Below are 17,070 nucleotides of genomic sequence, written 5' to 3'. Positions count from 1 at the left end.
TGATGGAGTGTCGGGGATAGACATGTCAGTACAAGTGTGGGGGCAGCTTTGCGTGGGAGCGGGCTTGCTCGCGAAAGCGGTGTGTCAGCCAACATGGGCTGACTGGTCCATCGCATTCGCGAGCAAGCCCGCTCCCACACAAGCCCGCTCCCACAAGGGTTACGCGGTGTTAGTGGAACAGTACTGCGGTTTTCTGCAGGGTGACCCACACGCCCCACGCCAACGGAATGCCCACCGCCAGCCAGGCGGCAACCGCCAATGGCACGCTGCCGGAGGAGGCTTTCCACTCCAGCACGGTGCTGGAATCGGCGCCCTTGTCATGGCCCAGCGCCTGCTCGGCAGCCAGTTCGGCGTCGGTCATGAAGTACTTGTCTGCCACCGGCCGGACCAGCAGGTTGCAGATGAAGCCCAGCACCAGCAGGCCGGCGAGGATGTACAAGGTGATGTCGTAGGCGGCAGCGCGTTCAACGCCGATGCTCAACTGATACTCACGCAGGTAGTTCACCAGCACCGGGCCCAGTACGCCCGCCGCTGCCCAAGCGGTCAGCAGGCGACCGTGGATCGCACCCACCATTTGCGTACCGAACAGGTCCGCCAGGTAAGCCGGGACCGTCGCAAAACCACCGCCGTACATCGACAGGATGATGCAGAACGCCGCCACGAACAGCGCGACGTTACCCAGGTGACCCAGGTTCGGGATCAGCGCGTACAGGGCAAAGCCCAATGCGAAGAACACGAAGTAGGTGTTTTTACGGCCCAGGTAGTCGGAGAACGATGCCCAGAAGAACCGGCCACCGATGTTGAACAGGCTCAACAGACCGGTAAAGCCGGCTGCGATGGCCGCGATGGAAGCCAGTTGGCCGGCATCCAGTTGGCCAAATGCCAGGCCGTTACCCAGCAACTTGCCGCCGAACACTTCCTGCAGCAGCGGCGAAGCCATGCCGAGGATGCCGATGCCGGCAGACACGTTCAGGCACAACACCAGCCACACCAGGCGGAATTGCGGGGTTTTCCAGGCCACGTTCACGTGCACGTGACGGTGGGTGATCATCGCGTTGCTGGCTTTTTTCGCCGGGGCAGTCCAGCCCTCAGGCTTCCAGCCGGTAGGCGGAACGCGGTAGGACAAGGCGCCGCCGATCATGAACACGAAGTAGATCACGGCCATGACCACGAAGCTCTGCCACACGCCAACGCTGGTCGGCGAGGCAAAGTGGCCCATCAAGGCGGCTGCCAGCGGGGCACCCACCATCGCGCCGCCGCCGAAGCCCATGATCGCCATGCCGGTGGCCATGCCGCGCTTGTCCGGGAACCACTTGATCAGGGTCGAGACCGGCGAGATATAGCCCAGGCCCAGGCCGATACCGCCAATGACCCCGGAGCCGATCCACATCAGCCAGATCTGGTGGGTATAGATCCCCAGCGCGGAGATCAGCAGGCCGCCACACCAGCACAAGGCCGAAACGACACCAGCCTTGCGTGGCCCGGCGTGTTCCAGCCAGCCGCCCCAGATCGCCGCGGAGCAGCCGAGGAAGATGAAGAACAGGGTGTAGATCCAGCCCAGCATGGAGATGGGCCAGTCGCATTGCGACGAGAAGACCTGGCTGATGAAGCTCATGTCCGGCGCGCAGGCGACCGGTGCGGTGATCCCCAGCGCCTTGGACAACGGCAGCCAGAACACCGAAAAACCGTAGGCCATGCCGATACACAGGTGGATCGCCAGGGCGGCCGGTGGTACCAGCCAACGGTTGAACCCGGGCTTGGCGATAATGCGTTCCTTGGACAGGAACGCAGGCTGTGCAGCAGTATTACCCGCCGCAGTGCTAGTGCTCATTGGTGTTTCCCCCAGTTATTAGTATGTGTCCGTCGGGCGCTCTCTCCCTCGGCCTTACACGCAAGGCGTGGCCGTTTTGTTGAGTAAAGCTCCTTTTAAACGCGACGTTTAGTCGCAGACGGCAGACGAACATGCGCAGATTAGCATCTGTGGATGACAGAAAAACCAAACTGATATCACCTTTCTGGAGTTATCTGATTTGTTTGACGCCATGTAACGATCCCTAAACAGCCATAGGGCTACGAGCGTTATACTCTTCGGCTAAATTTTAAAATCGACATACAAGGACTCGCCCATGAAAGCGTTCGGCAAAATCCTGGGTCTGGTACTTCTCGGGCTGTTGCTGATCATTGTGGCTCTAGGCTTTGCCCTGACCCATCTCTTCGATCCCAACGACTACAAAGACGAGATTCGCCAGATTGCCCGCGACAAGGCCCACATCGAGCTGACGCTCAATGGCGACATCGGCTGGAGCCTGTTCCCCTGGCTCGGTCTTGAATTGCACGAGGCCAGCGTTGCGACCCTGACCAATCCGAGCCAACCGTTTGCCGATCTGCAGATGCTCGGCCTGTCGGTGCGCGTGCTGCCGCTGCTGCGCCGTGAAGTGCAGATGAGCGATGTACGTGTCGAAGGCCTGAACCTGCGCCTGAACAAAGACGTGCATGGCCACGGCAACTGGGAAGACATCGGCAAGAATGTGCCGGACCCGGCTACCGCCGCCACCACGCCTGCCGTGGCTGAAGCGGCCACACCGCCCAAGCCTGAAAAGCCGCCGCAGCCGATCCGCCTGGACATCGACAGCCTGACCATCAACAACGCCCGCGTCGAATACAACGACGAGCAGACCGGCAAGCAGTTCAGCGCCGAAAGCATCCAGCTGAGCGCCGGCGCCGTGCACGAAGGTGCAAGCATCCCGGTCAAACTCACCGCGTTCTTCGGCACCAACCAGCCGCTGATGCGCGTCAAGACCGAGGTCAACGGCAACCTGCGCATTCAGCGCGCCCTCAAGCGCTACCAGTTCGAAGACATGAAGGTCACTGGTGAAGCCACCGGCGAGCCGCTGCAAGGCAAGACCGTGACCTTTTCGACCCAGGGCCAATTGCTGGTGGACCAGTCTGCGAATATCGCCGAATGGACCGGCATGAAGTTGTCGCTGAACCAACTGCGCGCCCTGGGCGAGCTGAAGGTCAACGACCTGGACAAGACTCCACAGCTCAGCGGCGCCCTGTCGATTGCCCAGTTTGACCTGGCCAAGTTCCTCGACAGCGTCGGCAACCCGCTGCCACCGATGGCCGCCGGCAGCCTGAGCAAGGTCGAACTGGTCAGCCGCCTCAAGGGCACGCCGACCAGCCTGGCGCTTGAAGACCTCAACCTGAAACTCGACGACAGCACCTTCACCGGTCGCGTGGCCGTGGATGATTTCGCCAGGCAATCCCTGCGGGTGCAGCTCAAGGCCGATACGTTCAACGCCGACAACTACCTGCCGGCCAAGTCCGAAGCCGCCAAGGGCGCCGCGGCCGCACGCCAGGCTGAAGTGCAGAACAGCGAAGCCGGCGCCATGGCGGCCGGTGGCACCACACCGCTGCCGGACGCCCCGACCAAAGCCGCGTGGAGTACCGACAAGCTGCTGCCCCTGACCCGCCTGCGCACCCTGGACGTAAACGCCGACCTGTCCTTTGGCCAACTGACCCTGAGCAAGCTGCCGATCCAGAATGCCGCCCTGAAAGCCTCCGGCCTCGATGGCCAGCTCAAGCTCGAAACCTTGAGCGGCGGCCTCTACAACGGCACCTTCCAGGCCAACGGCAACCTTGACGTGCGCCAGGACATCCCGCTGCTGGCGCTGCAAACCCGCATCAAGCAGGTACCGGTCGAACGCATCCTGCAAGCCCAGGGGCAGAACCCGCCGGTGAAGGGCCAGCTCACCCTCGACAGCAACCTCAACGGCCGCGGCAATAGCCAGAAAGCCCTGATCGACAGCCTCAACGGTACCGCCAGCTTCGCGATCAACAACGGCGTGCTGCTCAACGCCAACATCGAGCAACAGCTGTGCACCGGCATCGCCCTGCTCAACCGCAAGACCCTCAGCGGCGACCAGCGCGGCAAGGACACCCCGTTCCAGGAACTCAAGGGCAACCTGACCTTGCGCAATGGTGTGGCCAGCAACCCCGACCTGAAAGTGCGCATCCCGGGCCTGACCGTCAACGGCGACGGTGACGTCGACCTGCGCGTGCTGGGCATGGACTACCGCGTCGGCATTATCGTCGAAGGCGACCAGCGCGACGTGCCGGACCCGGCTTGCCAGGTGGGCTCCAACTTCCAGAACATCGAAGTCCCGCTGCGCTGCCGTGGCCCGCTGGAACTGGGCGCCAAGGCCTGCCGCCTGGACAAGGACGGCTTGAGCCAGGTCGCCATCAAGGCGGCGGGCAACAAGCTCGGCGAGAAGCTTGAACAGAAGCTCGACAAGGTCAATCCACAGCTGAAAGACGCGCTTAAAGGCCTGTTCAAACGATGAGAAACGAGCAGTTTTCAACGGCGGTGCTCGACTGGTACGACCGCCACGGTCGCCATGACCTGCCCTGGCAACAGGGCATCACGCCTTACCGGGTGTGGGTCTCGGAGATCATGTTGCAGCAGACCCAGGTCAGCACCGTGCTGAACTACTTCGACCGGTTCATGGCGTCCTTGCCAACGGTCGAAGCCCTGGCTGCCGCGCCGGAAGACGAAGTGCTGCACCTGTGGACCGGGCTGGGTTACTACACCCGGGCGCGCAACCTGCAAAAGACCGCGAAGATCGTCGTTGCCGAATATGGCGGCGAGTTTCCCCGTGACGTCGAAAAACTCACCGAACTGCCCGGCATTGGCCTGTCCACCGCGGGTGCGATTGCCAGCCTGAGCATGGGCCTGCGAGCGCCGATCCTCGATGGCAACGTCAAGCGCGTGCTGGCGCGCTTTACCGCGCAAGAGGGTTACCCGGGCGAGCCGAAGGTCGCCAAACAGCTGTGGGCCACCGCAGAGCGCTTTACGCCCCATGACCGCGTCAACGCCTACACCCAGGCCATGATGGACATGGGCGCCACCCTCTGCACCCGCAGCAAGCCCAGCTGCCTGCTGTGCCCGCTGGAAAAGGGCTGCGAAGCGCACCTGCTCGGCCTGGAAACCCGCTACCCGATCCCCAAGCCACGCAAGACCGTGCCCCAGAAGCGCACGCTGATGCCGATGCTGGCCAATGGCGAGGGCGCGATCCTGCTTTACCGTCGCCCCTCCACGGGCCTGTGGGGCGGTTTGTGGAGCCTGCCGGAGCTGGATGACCTGGCCGACCTGGAACACCTGGCCAACCAGCACTCGCTGGCGCTGGGCAAACACCAGGTGCTGCCGAGCCTGATCCACACCTTCAGCCACTTCCAACTGGCTATCGAACCCTGGCTGGTCCAGGTCCAGGAGTCTGCCCATCACGTGGCCGAGGCTGACTGGCTCTGGTATAACCTCGCCACCCCGCCGCGCCTGGGCCTTGCCGCCCCGGTGAAAAAACTGCTGAAGCGCGCGGCTGAAGTATTGAACGCAGGAGTTCCGTCATGACCCGCACCATCATCTGCCGCAAGTACCACGAAGAACTGCCCGCCCTGGAGCGCGCCCCGTTCCCTGGCGCCAAGGGCCAGGACATTTTCGACAACGTCTCCGCCAAGGCCTGGGCTGACTGGCAAAAGCACCAGACCCTGCTGATCAACGAAAAACGCCTGAACATGATGAACGCCGAAGACCGCAAATACCTGCAGGGCGAGATGGACAAGTACTTTTCCGGCGAGGATTACGCCAAGGCCGACGGCTACGTGCCACCTGCTGAATAATTGATCAAATGTGGGGGTTGGCCCGTAAGCGACGGTAATAATTAAATATTTTTTGAAAACTTGCTTGACGACCCCCTGAAAAACCCGTTTAATGCGCCCCGTTGCCCAGATAGCTCAGTCGGTAGAGCAGGGGATTGAAAATCCCCGTGTCGGCGGTTCGATTCCGTCTCTGGGCACCACTAATTAGTTTCAGGTGGTGCAAATGTCATCTGAAACACACAAAAAACCCGCCTGGTGCGGGTTTTTTGTTGCCTGCCGTTTTTGACTCCTTCAGCCCCCGCCCCGCATCAACGTCAACACCGCAACCCGCTCCTGCTCGGAGATGTGAAAACCACTCTCCTCCACGCGCGCAATCCAATCCTGCGCCGAGAGCGACTCGCCAAAACGCACCAGGCGTCCATAGCGCCTGAATACAGCCTCCAGCACGCTGATCATCGAGGGGTAGCTGCAGCCTCCGTCAAAACAGATGCTGAGGCCGCCAAGCCAGGAACGGCCGATCACGTGGGCACTACCGACGCTCTCGGCACCGGCATACTCAAAATCCATTTTTACTGCTTCCATGTCGCACCCAAACTCATCACCACGAAAGTACCCAAGCCTAGCAGGCGCCTGTTTTGCGGCAGGCTGCAAAGCGCTCCAATTAGACCAACCGGTCATCCAGGCGGCGACCATACAGTAAGACGATCCAAAGTGCCGGTTATCAACACCTCATTCCGACCCCATTGATCCATCCTTAATTCCCCAGTGATCGCCACTCTCGTCGGCGTCACCACCGACAAGGATGTCAAGGCGACTGAGTCACTTCACCAGGAACACCAGCAGCGGGTTGTCATTCAACCGCCCATTGAACACCGGCGCCATGTGTTCCAGCGGCGTGCCGCTGAGCAGTGCGGTTTGCTTGCGCTCCACAATCACCCAGGCGGGGCGCGGCAGCGTATCCACCAGCAAGGGTTGGTTGCGCCCGATGAACAGCGGCTGCTCGTCGTGATCCAGGTTCATGATGTAGCGAATCGCCCAGGTGTCCTTGGCCAGATCGACGAACACCAGGGTCCCGGGATTATCGGCACGCAGCTTTTCCACCGCGCTTACGAAGTTCCTGGTGTCGAATTGCAGATCCTTGGCCGGCTCCACAACCTTCACCAGCACCAGCCATTGGGTGGCCAGCGCAATCAGGCTGAGCACCACCAGGCGCTGGGCGAGATTGCCCTGCAAACGGCGCCAGGCAATCACGGCTGCGAGTTGCAGCACGATCAGCACACCCACCAGCGCCGGCACTGAAACGTCCGGCCAGTAGCCGTGCTTGTGCCACAGATGCCGACAGACAAACACCACGACAATGCCCAGCACCGGCAGGACCGCCACCAGCCACTCATAGCCACGCCGCACGCCCAGCAACCAGCCCTGGGCCTGGAGCAAGCCATAGGCGGCCACCGCGGCAAACATCGGGACCATGGGCACGATGTAGTAGGCGCGCTTGAAGTGCGGCACCGACAAGCCCAGCAAAATCATCAGGCCGCAGGCGGCCAAGCGCAGCATCAACTGCACATCGGCATCGTCGTGGCGGGCCGACCATTTGTGGCGCAGGGCAATCATCGTCGCCAGGGCCAGCGGCACCACCGGGAAATAGCGGTACAGGCTCAGCTTGAAGTAGAAGTAGAACGCCTCACCGGTTTCATCAAGGCGCCCGGTGAATTGCATCCGCAGCACATCATCGACGAAAGCATCGCCACCGCTGATCCGTGCCAGTTTCAACAGCGCCCACCAACAGCCGGCCAGCAGGATCAAACCGACCACTCCGTGGGCAATCACCTTTTTCAGCAGCGCAATCTGCTCTTGCCGCGTACGAGCGGTGCCCAGCGCCCAGTAGACACAGGCCACCCCGCACACCTCGATCAACCCCAGCGGCCCGCGAATGGCAAACGCCACCACGAACAACGGAAAGATCGCATATTGGCGCAGCCGCGAGCCCAGGCGCTCACCGCTATGCAGCAGGTAGAAACACCCCAGGCACAACAACGAGATCATCTGGTCCAGGCACACCGAGCGCGACTTCTCCAGCAACTGGGCAGTCAATGCGGTGAGCAGCACCGTCAGCAATGCCCACGCCCGACCGGACGGCACCAGCAAGCGGTAGATCAGCGCCATGACCCCGGCAGACGCCAGGGCGGTGGGCATCACGTTAGCCAGGTCGTTGGGCGCGCCGAATAAACGGGCAAAGAGATAGCTGAGGTAGGTCGCGGTGCCCGGATAGTCCGGGTAAGGCTCACCGTAGGTGGTAGGAAACAGGCTCGCACCGTGGCGAAACATCTCTTGCATGAACACGGCCCAGCGGCCGTCGAAGCCCTGTGGCTGCTGGTCCCAGATGCCCAGGGTGAACAGCAGCAAGGCGATAAGGAAAATACCCAGCGATTCCATTCGAAAGCGATTGTGTTGATCCATTATTCAGCCTGTCAGGTGGGGTAAACCGGCTCATGTTGCCGAACGCCACCCTGAATAAGCCCTGAACGGAATCAAACATTCATCCGCCTAACGACGAGCGGGCCAGACCAGCAGCGGCAGCAGGCGGATATAGAGTAGCTCCCCTACCAATTCCACCAGGGTTTGCGTGATCACCGCTGCAGCAGCGAGCCCGCGGATCTCTTCGGGCAACGCCAGCGCCAGCGGCAGCACCACCAGGGAATTACGCGTGGAGGCGCTGAAGGTGACCGCCCGCGCCGTGGGCGCCGATAGCTTGAACAGGCGCGAAGCCAGCGCCCCCATCAGCGGGGCCAGCAACAGGAAGCCGATATACACCGGGATCACCGGCGCCAGCAGGCCGATATCGCGGACCACGGCGGTGATCTGCGAACCGATCACCACCATCAGCACCAGCGCCATGGCCGGCACGGGCAGCCAGGCCCAGGCATCGTTCCAGGCACTGACGACCGGTGAGCGCCGGGACAGGGATGTGGTCAGCACCGCCAGAATCATGGGCGCAACGATCAGCAGCAGGAAGGCCTCGACAAACGGCCCCACTGCAACCACCACCTGCGACTGCGCCCCCAGCATCAACCCCAGGTAGACCGGCAACAGCAGCAGTTGCAGCAACAACAGAATCGGGGTCGCTGCCAGCATCAACCGCGAGTCACCCTTGCCGATATGGGTAAACACCACCACGTAGTCGATGCACGGCGTCAACAGCACCAGCAACGCACCCACCAGGATCGCCGGGTGTTCCACCAGGCCCCGAGTCAGCGCCCACACCAGCAGCGGAATCAGGATGAAGTTGGCCAGCAGCAACGCGGCCATGAAGTGTTTGTTGCCCAGCCCCTGGCGCAGGTCCAGAAACGGGATTTGCAGGAACATCGCGTACATCAGCACGGCGATGGCGGGCGTAACCAGGGCAGCCACACCTTGAGCCATGGAGGGCGCCAGCAGGCCGACAACGGCAGCCAGCACCACGCTGGCGAAGTAGATCGGGATCTGGTTTTGTTCGAGGGTGTCGCGGGTCATGGGCCGGCTCTGGTGGGCGAAAGGGTCTAAGCCTAGGCATCTGTGCCGCTCAGGTCGAGCCTCAGAAAAATCCCCGGGGTCTTCGTAGCAGAAATTTGTTAGTTTCGACTTCTCATAAAACTGCGCACGGGCCTTTGACACCCCATCGAAAGCGCAATGATCGAGCCTGTTCATGAACCTGCCAGCCCGACCTCAAGCCGAAGCATTCCGCGAGCCCACAGCCGATGGGCATTCCATCGGCGGCTTCACATGGCGCCATCCGCGCACAGACGTTGAACGCCCGGTCGTCATCATCAACGCCGCCACCTCCGTACGCTGCCGTCACTACTCACGGTTTGCCGATTACCTGTTTGCCAATGGCTTCGACGTCATCACCTACGACTACCGCGGCATCGGCGAATCCCGTAGCGGCTCGCTGAAAGGGTTCAAGGCCTCGTGGTCGGATTGGGGCGTGCTGGACTTCGAAGCGATCCTGCAGCGGGCCCAGCGGGAGTTTGCCGGCCAACCGATTGATGTGGTCGGGCACAGTTTTGGCGGATGTGCGGCGGGACTCGGGGCTTCCGGCGCAGTGATTCGACGCCTGGTGACGGTAGGCGCGCAGTTTGCCTACTGGCGCGACTACGAGGCGAGCGGGCGCTGGCGGATGTTTGCCAAATGGCATGTGGTGATGCCGCTGGTGACAGCGGTTTTTGGCTACTTCCCGGGCAAGCGCATAGGCTGGCTGGAGGATACCCCGGCGGGCGTGGTACGCGACTGGAGTACGCCGACGCCGAGTTATGAAAAACGTCCGAGTGGGCGAGCCTTGCCCGAGTTGCCGTTTTCGCGGGTAAAGGCACAGATATTGGCCATCAGCATTACCGACGACCCGTTTGGCACGGTGGCGGCAATCGAGCGCCTGCTGGGTTACTTCGACGGCAGCGAGCGCACGCACCTGCGGATCGCCCCTGAAGATATCGGCGAAAAAGAGGTCGGACACTTCGCATTCTTTCGCAGCCAGTATCAGGATCGGTTGTGGCCGATTGCATTGGCTTGGCTGCAACGGGGAGAGTTGGCCAACGGCACGCCGGGGCGCCAAGTGACGGATCGCACCTAGAAAGCCTTGGGATTTCTCCAGACCTGCGCTTCAATACCCCATCCCCAGATCCTGACACCAAGGACGTGAGCCCATGGCTTCGCCGAACAAGCAGCAAAAACGCGCCCACCGGGCAAAAGCCAAGGCCAAGCAGAATCGCACCCAACGCGCCGTCGCCACCAAGCCGGATGCCTTTGCCGGCGATGACAGCCGCATTGATCTTGAATCGGTGGATTTGACCGAGCTGTTCCTGGAGATGCGCACCGCTGGCGAAACCAGCCAGCAGGCGCTGTGTGCCGTGTTCCTGGCGCACCCGCTGCTGGCAGTGGTACTGGAGCAGGAAGGCGAAGAAGAAGCGACGGACTTTATCCTCGCGGCGCTGATCGAGTATCGCCAGTGGGCCACGGATACCGAGGATGAAGCGGCAGCGCTGGCGTGGATTGAGTCGCCGGAATTCCAGGCCGATTACGTCGCGGCGTCACAGGCGCTTGTTAGCTCCGAAGACTGATACAAAACGAAATGTGGGAGCGGGCTTGCTCGCGAAGGCAGTGTGTCAGTCAGCTCAAATGTCGACTGATCCACCGCATTCGCGAGCAAGCCCGCTCCCACATTTGATCAACGGTATTGCGACGAAAGCACTCCGTCAGTTAAGCACCGCAGCCCCAACCTTCCGGCCCTTGCGCCGACGCGACACCATCAGCCCCGCCGCAACTACCAGCAAGCTCAGGATCCCGGTGGCAATGATCTCCACCTGATGCGCTTCCTGGAACAACATGATCGTCAGCACGCCCACGATGAACACGATCACCGCATACGTCAGGCCCGGGAACAGCCACATCTTGAAGGCAATCTTCTCGCCCGCTTCCGTGCGTTTCTGGCGCATGCGCAGTTGCGACACGGCGATCACCAGGTACACCAGCAGCGCGATGGCGCCGGAGCTGGCCAGCAGGAATTCAAACACCGCCGCCGGCGCCACGTAGTTGGCGAATACCGCCAGGAACGCCGCGCCGGTAGACAGCAACACCGCCCAGTAAGGCGTGCCGCTCTTGTTGGTGATCTTGGACACCGCCGGTGCATCACCGCGACGGCCCAGGGAGAACATCATGCGCGAAGCGGTGTACAGCGCCGAGTTCAGGCAACTGGTCACGGCCACCAGCACCACCAGGTCAACGATCAGCTTGGCATTCGGGATGCCCATGCGTTCCAGCACGGTCTGGTAGGAACCGACCGCTGCCAGCGCAGGATCATTCCACGGCACCAGGGCCACGACGATGAAGATCGACACCAGGTAGAACAAGCCGATCCGCCAGATCACTGAGTTGGTGGCCTTGGAAATCTGCTGGCCCGGGTTCTTCGATTCAGCGGCCGCGATGGTCACGATCTCGGTGCCCATGAACGAGAACATGGTGGTCAGGATCGCCGCCAATACCGCGCCCATGCCGTTGGGCAGGAAGCCCTGGGTGTCGAACAGGTGCGAAACGCCGCTGACCTGACTGCCCGGCAGGAAGCCGAAGATCGCCAGGATGCCGAGGATCACAAACCCGATGATCGCCACCACTTTGATCAGCGCAAACCAGAACTCGAACTCGCCGTAGTTCTTCACACTGAACAGGTTGGTCGCGGTCAGCAGCAAGGTAATGATCAGGGTGAAGGCCCAGATCGCCACGCCGGGGAACCACGCGTGCAGGATGGTCGCGGCAGCGTTGGCTTCCAGCGGAATCACCAGCACCCAGAACCACCAGTACAACCAGCCGATGGTGAAACCGGCCCAGTGCCCGATCGCACGGTCGGCATAAGTAGAGAACGAACCCGTGTCCGGCGATGCCACGGCCATCTCGGCCAGCATGCGCATCACCAACACCACCAGCGTACCGGCGGCGGCATAAGCCAGCAGCACGGCCGGGCCTGCCGCAGCAATCGCGTGGCCGGAGCCCACAAACAACCCGGCACCGATAACGCCGGCAATCGACAGCATGGTGACGTGACGCGGTTTGAGCCCCTGTTCGAGGTCATTGGAGCTTTGCGTACTACTCATTGACACACCTTTGCGAGGAATTGCGAATACGGTCCACCCGGTCTGGCGTCTTTCTCGTGAAAAGAAACCAACGGGGCGTTCTTTATTTTTTACGCAAGATTTGCGCCAAAATGTTACAGAGCCGCGATTGACGCGGGCTGTAGGGAAACTCAATAGCTCTCGTAAGTCACTGACACTAATGGCATTCCGCTATAGCGTTACTGTGCGACTCACTTGAAAGACGAATCAGCGCACCAAAAACACACACAATTTGTGCGTGACGCCCCATTAAAGGGCTGATATGGACCGTTCGCCGGTTTAACCCTTCCAACACCCGGCCAAAGCTGGCACCATCGCGCCCTTTTTTACGCGAAACCTGTAGGAATACTGGTTCAAACGGCTGTTCGGTTGTCGATGGCGCGACACACTGCTGTGCCGATGCGACACCCTGCCGCAGACCGTCTGTTTACCGCCTGCAGGGCTGTTGGCTGTCATCCGGACGCTATGCTAGCTTGGCGCCTCGCCAGGAAGGCGGGCCAACAGCAGGAGCGCAATGAACACAATGAGGACCGCACATGGCTGAGGCCACGCCCGCGCTTGAAATCCGCAACTTGCATAAACGCTATGGTGAGCTGGAGGTGCTTAAAGGTATCTCGCTGACCGCCCGCGACGGCGATGTGATCTCGATCCTGGGTTCCTCCGGTTCCGGCAAGTCCACGTTCCTGCGCTGCATCAACCTGCTGGAAAACCCGCACCAGGGGCAAATCCTGGTAGCTGGTGAAGAGCTCAAGCTCAAGGCTGCGAAAAACGGCGAACTGGTGGCCGCCGACGGCAAACAGATCAACCGCCTGCGCAGCGAAATCGGTTTTGTGTTTCAAAACTTTAACCTGTGGCCGCACATGAGCGTCCTCGACAACATCATCGAGGCCCCGCGCCGCGTGCTCGGCCAGAGCAAGGCCGAAGCCACTGAAATCGCCGAAGCCTTGCTGGCCAAGGTTGGCATCAGTGACAAGCGTCATGCCTACCCCGCGCAACTGTCCGGCGGCCAGCAACAACGCGCCGCGATCGCACGCACCCTGGCCATGCAGCCCAAAGTCATCCTGTTCGACGAGCCCACATCGGCCCTTGACCCGGAAATGGTTCAGGAAGTACTTAATGTGATCCGCGCCCTGGCCGAAGAAGGCCGCACCATGCTGCTGGTCACCCATGAAATGGGCTTTGCCCGCCAGGTGTCCAGTGAAGTGGTGTTCCTGCACCAGGGCCTGGTCGAAGAGCAAGGATCGCCACAGCAGGTATTTGAAAACCCGCTTTCGGCGCGCTGCAAACAATTCATGTCCAGCAACCGCTAACGGAGCAACATGCATGCAGAACTATAAAAAATTCCTCTTGGCCGCCGCTGTTTCGATGGCGTTCAGCGCCACGGCGATGGCTGAAACCTTGAAAATGGGGATCGAAGCGGCCTACCCGCCGTTCAACAATAAAGATGCCAGCGGCAACGTCGTCGGCTTCGACAAGGACATCGGCGACGCCCTGTGCGCCAAGATGAAAGTCGAGAAGTGCGAAGTGTATGTCTCCGACTGGGACGGCATCATCCCGGCCCTGAATGCCAAGAAGTTCGACTTCCTGGTCTCCTCGCTGTCCATCACCGATGAACGCAAGCAGGCCGTCGACTTCACCGACCCGTACTACTCCAACAAGCTGCAGTTCATCGCGCCCAAAGCCAACAAAGACTTCAAGACCGACGCGGACTACCTGAAGGGCAAGATCATCGGTGCACAGCGCGCAACGCTGGCCGGTACCTACCTGGAAGACAAGCTGCCGGACACCACCGCCAAGCTCTACGACACCCAGGAAAACGCCTACCTCGACCTGACTTCCGGCCGCCTGGACGGGATGCTCGCCGACAAGTACGTGCAGTACGAGTGGCTGAAAAGCAAAGACGGCTCCGCCTACGAATTCAAGGGCGACCCGGTGGTCGAGAGCGACAAGATCGGTATCGCCGTACGCAAAGGCGACCCGCTGCGCGAGCGCTTGAACAAAGCCCTGGCTGAAATCAAGGCCGACGGCACCTACAAGAAGATCAACGACAAGTACTTCCCTTTCAGTATCGAGTGATCCTGAATGGCCTGCCCGGCGTGCTCGCTTGAGTGCGCCGGTCCTGAGCTTTGCCTTGCGAAACGACTAAACCATGAATTTCGACCTCTACGGATTCGGCCCGGCGCTCGCCGCCGGCGCGCTGATGACCGTCAAGCTGGCGCTCACCGCCCTGTGCCTCGGGCTGGTGCTCGGGCTGGCCGGCGCCCTGGCCAAGACTTCCCCGTACAAGCCGCTGCAATGGCTTGGCGGCAGCTACTCCACCCTGGTTCGCGGTATCCCGGAACTGCTGTGGGTCCTGCTGATCTACTTCGGCACGGTCAACCTGATGCGCTCCCTCGGGGAGTTTTTCGGCAACCCCGACCTTTCCCTCAGCGCTTTCGCCGCCGGGGTGATCGCCCTGGGCCTGTGCTTTGGCGCCTACGCCACGGAAGTCTTCCGCGGCGCGATCCTGGCCATTCCCAAGGGCCACCGTGAAGCCGGTGTCGCACTGGGCTTGTCGAAGGTCCGGATCTTCACCCGCTTGATCATGCCGCAGATGTGGCGCATCGCGCTGCCGGGCCTGGGCAACCTGTTCATGATTCTGATGAAGGACACCGCGCTGGTCTCGGTGATCGGCCTGGAAGAAATCATGCGCCACGCGCAGATCGGCGTGACCGTCACCAAGCAGCCCTTCACCTTCTTTATGGTCGCGGCCTTCATGTACCTGGGCCTCACTGTCCTGGCGATGACCGGCATGCACTTCCTGGAAAAACGTGCCGCGCGCGGCTTTGCGAGGAGCACGCAATGAGTGGCGACTACAGCTGGCTGTCGCATTTCGACCTGGGCCTGAACTGGGCCGTGATCATCAAATGGCTGCCGAAACTGGCCCAGGGCGCAACCCTGACCCTGGAGCTGGTGGCCATCGCCGTGATCGCCGGCCTGCTGCTGGCAATCCCGCTGGGCATCGCCCGCTCGTCACGCCTGTGGTACGTGCGCACCCTGCCCTACTGCTACATTTTCTTCTTCCGCGGCACGCCGCTGCTGGTGCAGCTGTTCCTGGTGTACTACGGCCTGGCACAGTTCGACGCCGTGCGTGAAAGCTTCATGTGGCCGTACCTGCGGGACCCGTTCTGGTGCGCCACCGCCACCATGACGCTGCACACCGCCGCCTATATCGCCGAGATCCTGCGTGGCGCGATCCAGGCCATCCCGCCGGGTGAAATCGAAGCCGCGCGGGCGCTGGGCATGTCCAGGCCCAAGGCGCTGTTCTACATCATCCTGCCGCGTGCCGCGCGCATCGGCCTGCCGGCCTACAGCAACGAAGTGATCCTGATGCTCAAGGCCAGCGCCCTGGCCAGTACCGTGACCCTGCTGGAACTGACCGGCATGGCCCGCACGATCATTGCCCGCACCTACCTGCCGGTGGAGATCTTCTTCGCAGCGGGCTTGTTCTACCTGCTGATGTCCTACGTCCTGGTGCGCTTCTTCAAGCTGCTGGAGCGCTGGTTGCGGGTCGATGCCTGCCAGGGCCGCTGACGCCTTGTTGACGGGTGAGCACCTGCTCGCCCGCTTCCAGGCGCTGGATGCGTTCCTCACCGAACATCAAGGGCTGTGGCGACCACGGCCCTTTACCCATCTGCAATTGCCGTGGGAAACCCAGCATCCCGAACTGGCCCATTGGCTGCGCCAGCGCTCGCTGGCCGAAGCGGAAACCAGCCATAACCAGCCTCACCACTTGCCGGCGCCTGCGCCTTTCCCTGAGCTGGCCATGCAGTCGCTGAATCTCAGCGCTGTGGATAACTTACCGTCCCGCCCGCTACCCGCCGCCCGTCATCGCCTGAACGTCGATATACCCGGCCGCAAATGGCAGCAGATCGAAGCCTTCGGCGCCGCGCTGCAATTTCGCCAACCCCCCGAACACTGGCTCGACTGGTGTGCCGGCAAGGGCCACCTTGGCCGCCGCCTGTTGCAACCCGGGCAGCAACTGACCTGCCTGGAATACGACCCGGCCCTCATCGCCTCAGGGCAAGCCCTCAGCGAACACCATCAATTGCCCGTCACCCATCGCCTGCAAGATGTGATGGCCGACGTACAGATCAGCCGCGACCAAACCCCGGTGGCACTGCACGCCTGCGGCGACCTGCATGTGCGCCTGCTCCGGCTGGCCAGCGCCGCCGGCTGCCAGCAGTTGGCCGTGGCGCCCTGCTGCTACAACCGCATCCGCGCCGAGCAGTACCAGCCGCTGTCGATTGCCGCCCAGGCGTCGTCACTGCATTTATCGGTGGAAGACCTCGGCCTGCCGCTGAGCGAAACCGTTACCGCAGGCGCGCGGGTGCGTCAGCAGCGCGATACGTCGATGGCCAGGCGCCTGGGTTTTGATGTTCTGCAGCGGCAACTGCGCGGGAGCGATGCTTACCTGCCCACTCCGTCCCTGCCCGCGAGTTGGCTGGCCAAGCCGTTCGCCGACTACTGCCGCGAACTGGCGGCCCTCAAGGGATTATCCACAGGGGAACAGGATTGGTCGGCACTGGAGGCCCAAGGCTGGCAGCGCTTGGCACAGGTGCGAAACCTGGAATTAGTGCGTGGTCTGTTTCGGCGCCCGCTGGAAATGTGGCTGGTGCTGGACCGGGCATTGTTTCTCGAAGAAAACGGTTACAGGGTTCAAGTCGGCAGCTTCTGCGAAACACCGCTCACCCCGCGCAACCTGATGCTGCTCGCCGAGCGCAATTAAAGGGCATTT

At 61.7% G+C, this 17,070-nt stretch carries 15 protein-coding genes and 1 tRNA gene; 11 read left to right on the top strand and 5 right to left on the bottom strand.

Annotated features, from left to right (window positions below; all coding sequences use genetic code 11):
* Positions 1-169: 169 nt before the first annotated feature.
* A complete protein-coding gene (locus QF039_RS31055; protein WP_003218039.1) occupies positions 170-1,831 on the bottom strand; it encodes an OFA family MFS transporter in 1,662 nt (553 codons plus the stop codon).
* A 295-nt stretch (positions 1,832-2,126) separates the two neighbouring features.
* On the opposite strand from QF039_RS31055, the gene QF039_RS31050 reads away from it, so the two are divergent.
* The 4 genes from QF039_RS31050 to QF039_RS31035 all read left to right on the top strand — a co-directional run bounded on the left by QF039_RS31050 (position 2,127) and on the right by QF039_RS31035 (position 5,855).
* Positions 2,127-4,343 carry an AsmA family protein gene (locus tag QF039_RS31050; RefSeq protein ID WP_307522345.1) on the top strand — a complete coding sequence of 739 codons (2,217 nt, stop codon included), beginning with the start codon at positions 2,127-2,129 and terminating at the stop codon, positions 4,341-4,343.
* Positions 4,340-5,407: an A/G-specific adenine glycosylase gene (gene mutY, locus QF039_RS31045; RefSeq protein WP_307522343.1), complete on the top strand. Its 1,068-nt coding sequence runs from the start codon at positions 4,340-4,342 to the stop codon at positions 5,405-5,407. Before QF039_RS31050 ends, mutY begins: the two co-directional genes overlap by 4 nt.
* Entirely contained in the window at positions 5,404-5,676 is a 273-nt protein-coding gene (locus QF039_RS31040; RefSeq protein ID WP_087693327.1) for an oxidative damage protection protein, read from the top strand. Before mutY ends, QF039_RS31040 begins: the two co-directional genes overlap by 4 nt.
* Before the next feature lie 103 nt (positions 5,677-5,779).
* Positions 5,780-5,855, top strand: a tRNA-Phe gene (locus QF039_RS31035).
* 91 nt (positions 5,856-5,946) lie between these two features.
* Here the strand turns inward: QF039_RS31035 and QF039_RS31030 are convergent.
* The 3 genes from QF039_RS31030 to QF039_RS31020 all read right to left on the bottom strand — a co-directional run bounded on the left by QF039_RS31030 (position 5,947) and on the right by QF039_RS31020 (position 9,168).
* The gene (locus QF039_RS31030; protein ID WP_256346888.1) at positions 5,947-6,237 is read right to left on the bottom strand and encodes a hypothetical protein; all 291 of its coding nucleotides are present in this window, start codon (positions 6,235-6,237) and stop codon (positions 5,947-5,949) included.
* A gap of 237 nt (positions 6,238-6,474) precedes the next feature.
* The gene (locus tag QF039_RS31025) at positions 6,475-8,115 is read right to left on the bottom strand and encodes a glycosyltransferase family 39 protein (RefSeq protein ID WP_307522339.1); all 1,641 of its coding nucleotides are present in this window, start codon (positions 8,113-8,115) and stop codon (positions 6,475-6,477) included.
* 87 nt (positions 8,116-8,202) lie between these two features.
* On the bottom strand, positions 8,203-9,168 hold the full coding sequence (locus QF039_RS31020) for an arsenic resistance protein (RefSeq protein ID WP_307522337.1): 966 nt from the start codon (positions 9,166-9,168) through the stop codon (positions 8,203-8,205).
* Between the two features lie 172 nt (positions 9,169-9,340).
* Between QF039_RS31020 and QF039_RS31015 the strand changes: the two genes are divergently transcribed.
* Together QF039_RS31015 and QF039_RS31010 are read left to right on the top strand one after the other, a co-directional pair.
* Positions 9,341-10,261 (top strand): alpha/beta fold hydrolase, encoded by a 921-nt coding sequence (locus tag QF039_RS31015; RefSeq protein ID WP_307522335.1) that lies wholly within the window; start codon positions 9,341-9,343, stop codon positions 10,259-10,261.
* 73 nt (positions 10,262-10,334) lie between these two features.
* Positions 10,335-10,748 (top strand): hypothetical protein, encoded by a 414-nt coding sequence (locus QF039_RS31010; protein WP_063033519.1) that lies wholly within the window; start codon positions 10,335-10,337, stop codon positions 10,746-10,748.
* Between the two features lie 135 nt (positions 10,749-10,883).
* Here QF039_RS31010 and gabP read toward each other — a convergent pair whose 3' ends face one another.
* Positions 10,884-12,275, bottom strand: coding sequence for a GABA permease (gene gabP / locus QF039_RS31005; RefSeq protein ID WP_003218057.1), 1,392 nt, complete (start codon positions 12,273-12,275; stop codon positions 10,884-10,886).
* 554 nt (positions 12,276-12,829) lie between these two features.
* Between gabP and QF039_RS31000 the strand changes: the two genes are divergently transcribed.
* The 5 genes from QF039_RS31000 to QF039_RS30980 all read left to right on the top strand — a co-directional run bounded on the left by QF039_RS31000 (position 12,830) and on the right by QF039_RS30980 (position 17,061).
* On the top strand, positions 12,830-13,603 hold the full coding sequence (locus QF039_RS31000) for an ABC transporter ATP-binding protein (protein WP_003218059.1): 774 nt from the start codon (positions 12,830-12,832) through the stop codon (positions 13,601-13,603).
* A 13-nt stretch (positions 13,604-13,616) separates the two neighbouring features.
* The gene (locus QF039_RS30995) at positions 13,617-14,369 is read left to right on the top strand and encodes an ABC transporter substrate-binding protein (RefSeq protein WP_003218061.1); all 753 of its coding nucleotides are present in this window, start codon (positions 13,617-13,619) and stop codon (positions 14,367-14,369) included.
* Between the two features lie 73 nt (positions 14,370-14,442).
* Positions 14,443-15,138: an ABC transporter permease gene (locus tag QF039_RS30990; RefSeq protein ID WP_003218063.1), complete on the top strand. Its 696-nt coding sequence runs from the start codon at positions 14,443-14,445 to the stop codon at positions 15,136-15,138.
* A 38-nt stretch (positions 15,139-15,176) separates the two neighbouring features.
* Positions 15,177-15,866 carry an ABC transporter permease gene (locus tag QF039_RS30985; RefSeq protein WP_032899447.1) on the top strand — a complete coding sequence of 230 codons (690 nt, stop codon included), beginning with the start codon at positions 15,177-15,179 and terminating at the stop codon, positions 15,864-15,866.
* Positions 15,847-17,061: a methyltransferase gene (locus QF039_RS30980; RefSeq protein ID WP_307522327.1), complete on the top strand. Its 1,215-nt coding sequence runs from the start codon at positions 15,847-15,849 to the stop codon at positions 17,059-17,061. The genes QF039_RS30985 and QF039_RS30980 overlap by 20 nt, the downstream gene beginning before the upstream one ends.
* The last annotated feature ends 9 nt before the right edge of the window (positions 17,062-17,070 follow it).

It is taken from the genome of Pseudomonas sp. W2I6 (genome assembly GCF_030815935.1).
In the GTDB taxonomy this organism is placed as follows: Bacteria; Pseudomonadota; Gammaproteobacteria; order Pseudomonadales; family Pseudomonadaceae; genus Aquipseudomonas.
Note: the sequence above shows the minus strand (reverse complement) of the source record. Positions and strands in the feature narration are given on the sequence as shown.

Bases quoted from the DNA above. Each gene is read 5' to 3' on its own strand.
- QF039_RS31040 (WP_087693327.1), top strand. From the start codon at position 5,404: ATGACCCGCACCATCATCTGCCGCAAGTACCACGAAGAACTGCCCGCC.
- QF039_RS31020 (WP_307522337.1), bottom strand. From the start codon at position 9,168: ATGACCCGCGACACCCTCGAACAAAACCAGATCCCGATCTACTTCGCC.
- QF039_RS30995 (WP_003218061.1), top strand. From the start codon at position 13,617: ATGCAGAACTATAAAAAATTCCTCTTGGCCGCCGCTGTTTCGATGGCG.
- QF039_RS31050 (WP_307522345.1), top strand. From the start codon at position 2,127: ATGAAAGCGTTCGGCAAAATCCTGGGTCTGGTACTTCTCGGGCTGTTG.
- QF039_RS31015 (WP_307522335.1), top strand. From the start codon at position 9,341: ATGAACCTGCCAGCCCGACCTCAAGCCGAAGCATTCCGCGAGCCCACA.
- QF039_RS31055 (WP_003218039.1), bottom strand. From the start codon at position 1,831: ATGAGCACTAGCACTGCGGCGGGTAATACTGCTGCACAGCCTGCGTTC.
- QF039_RS30990 (WP_003218063.1), top strand. From the start codon at position 14,443: ATGAATTTCGACCTCTACGGATTCGGCCCGGCGCTCGCCGCCGGCGCG.
- mutY (WP_307522343.1), top strand. From the start codon at position 4,340: ATGAGAAACGAGCAGTTTTCAACGGCGGTGCTCGACTGGTACGACCGC.
- gabP (WP_003218057.1), bottom strand. From the start codon at position 12,275: ATGAGTAGTACGCAAAGCTCCAATGACCTCGAACAGGGGCTCAAACCG.
- QF039_RS31010 (WP_063033519.1), top strand. From the start codon at position 10,335: ATGGCTTCGCCGAACAAGCAGCAAAAACGCGCCCACCGGGCAAAAGCC.
- QF039_RS31030 (WP_256346888.1), bottom strand. From the start codon at position 6,237: ATGGAAGCAGTAAAAATGGATTTTGAGTATGCCGGTGCCGAGAGCGTC.
- QF039_RS31000 (WP_003218059.1), top strand. From the start codon at position 12,830: ATGGCTGAGGCCACGCCCGCGCTTGAAATCCGCAACTTGCATAAACGC.
- QF039_RS30980 (WP_307522327.1), top strand. From the start codon at position 15,847: ATGCCTGCCAGGGCCGCTGACGCCTTGTTGACGGGTGAGCACCTGCTC.
- QF039_RS31025 (WP_307522339.1), bottom strand. From the start codon at position 8,115: ATGGATCAACACAATCGCTTTCGAATGGAATCGCTGGGTATTTTCCTT.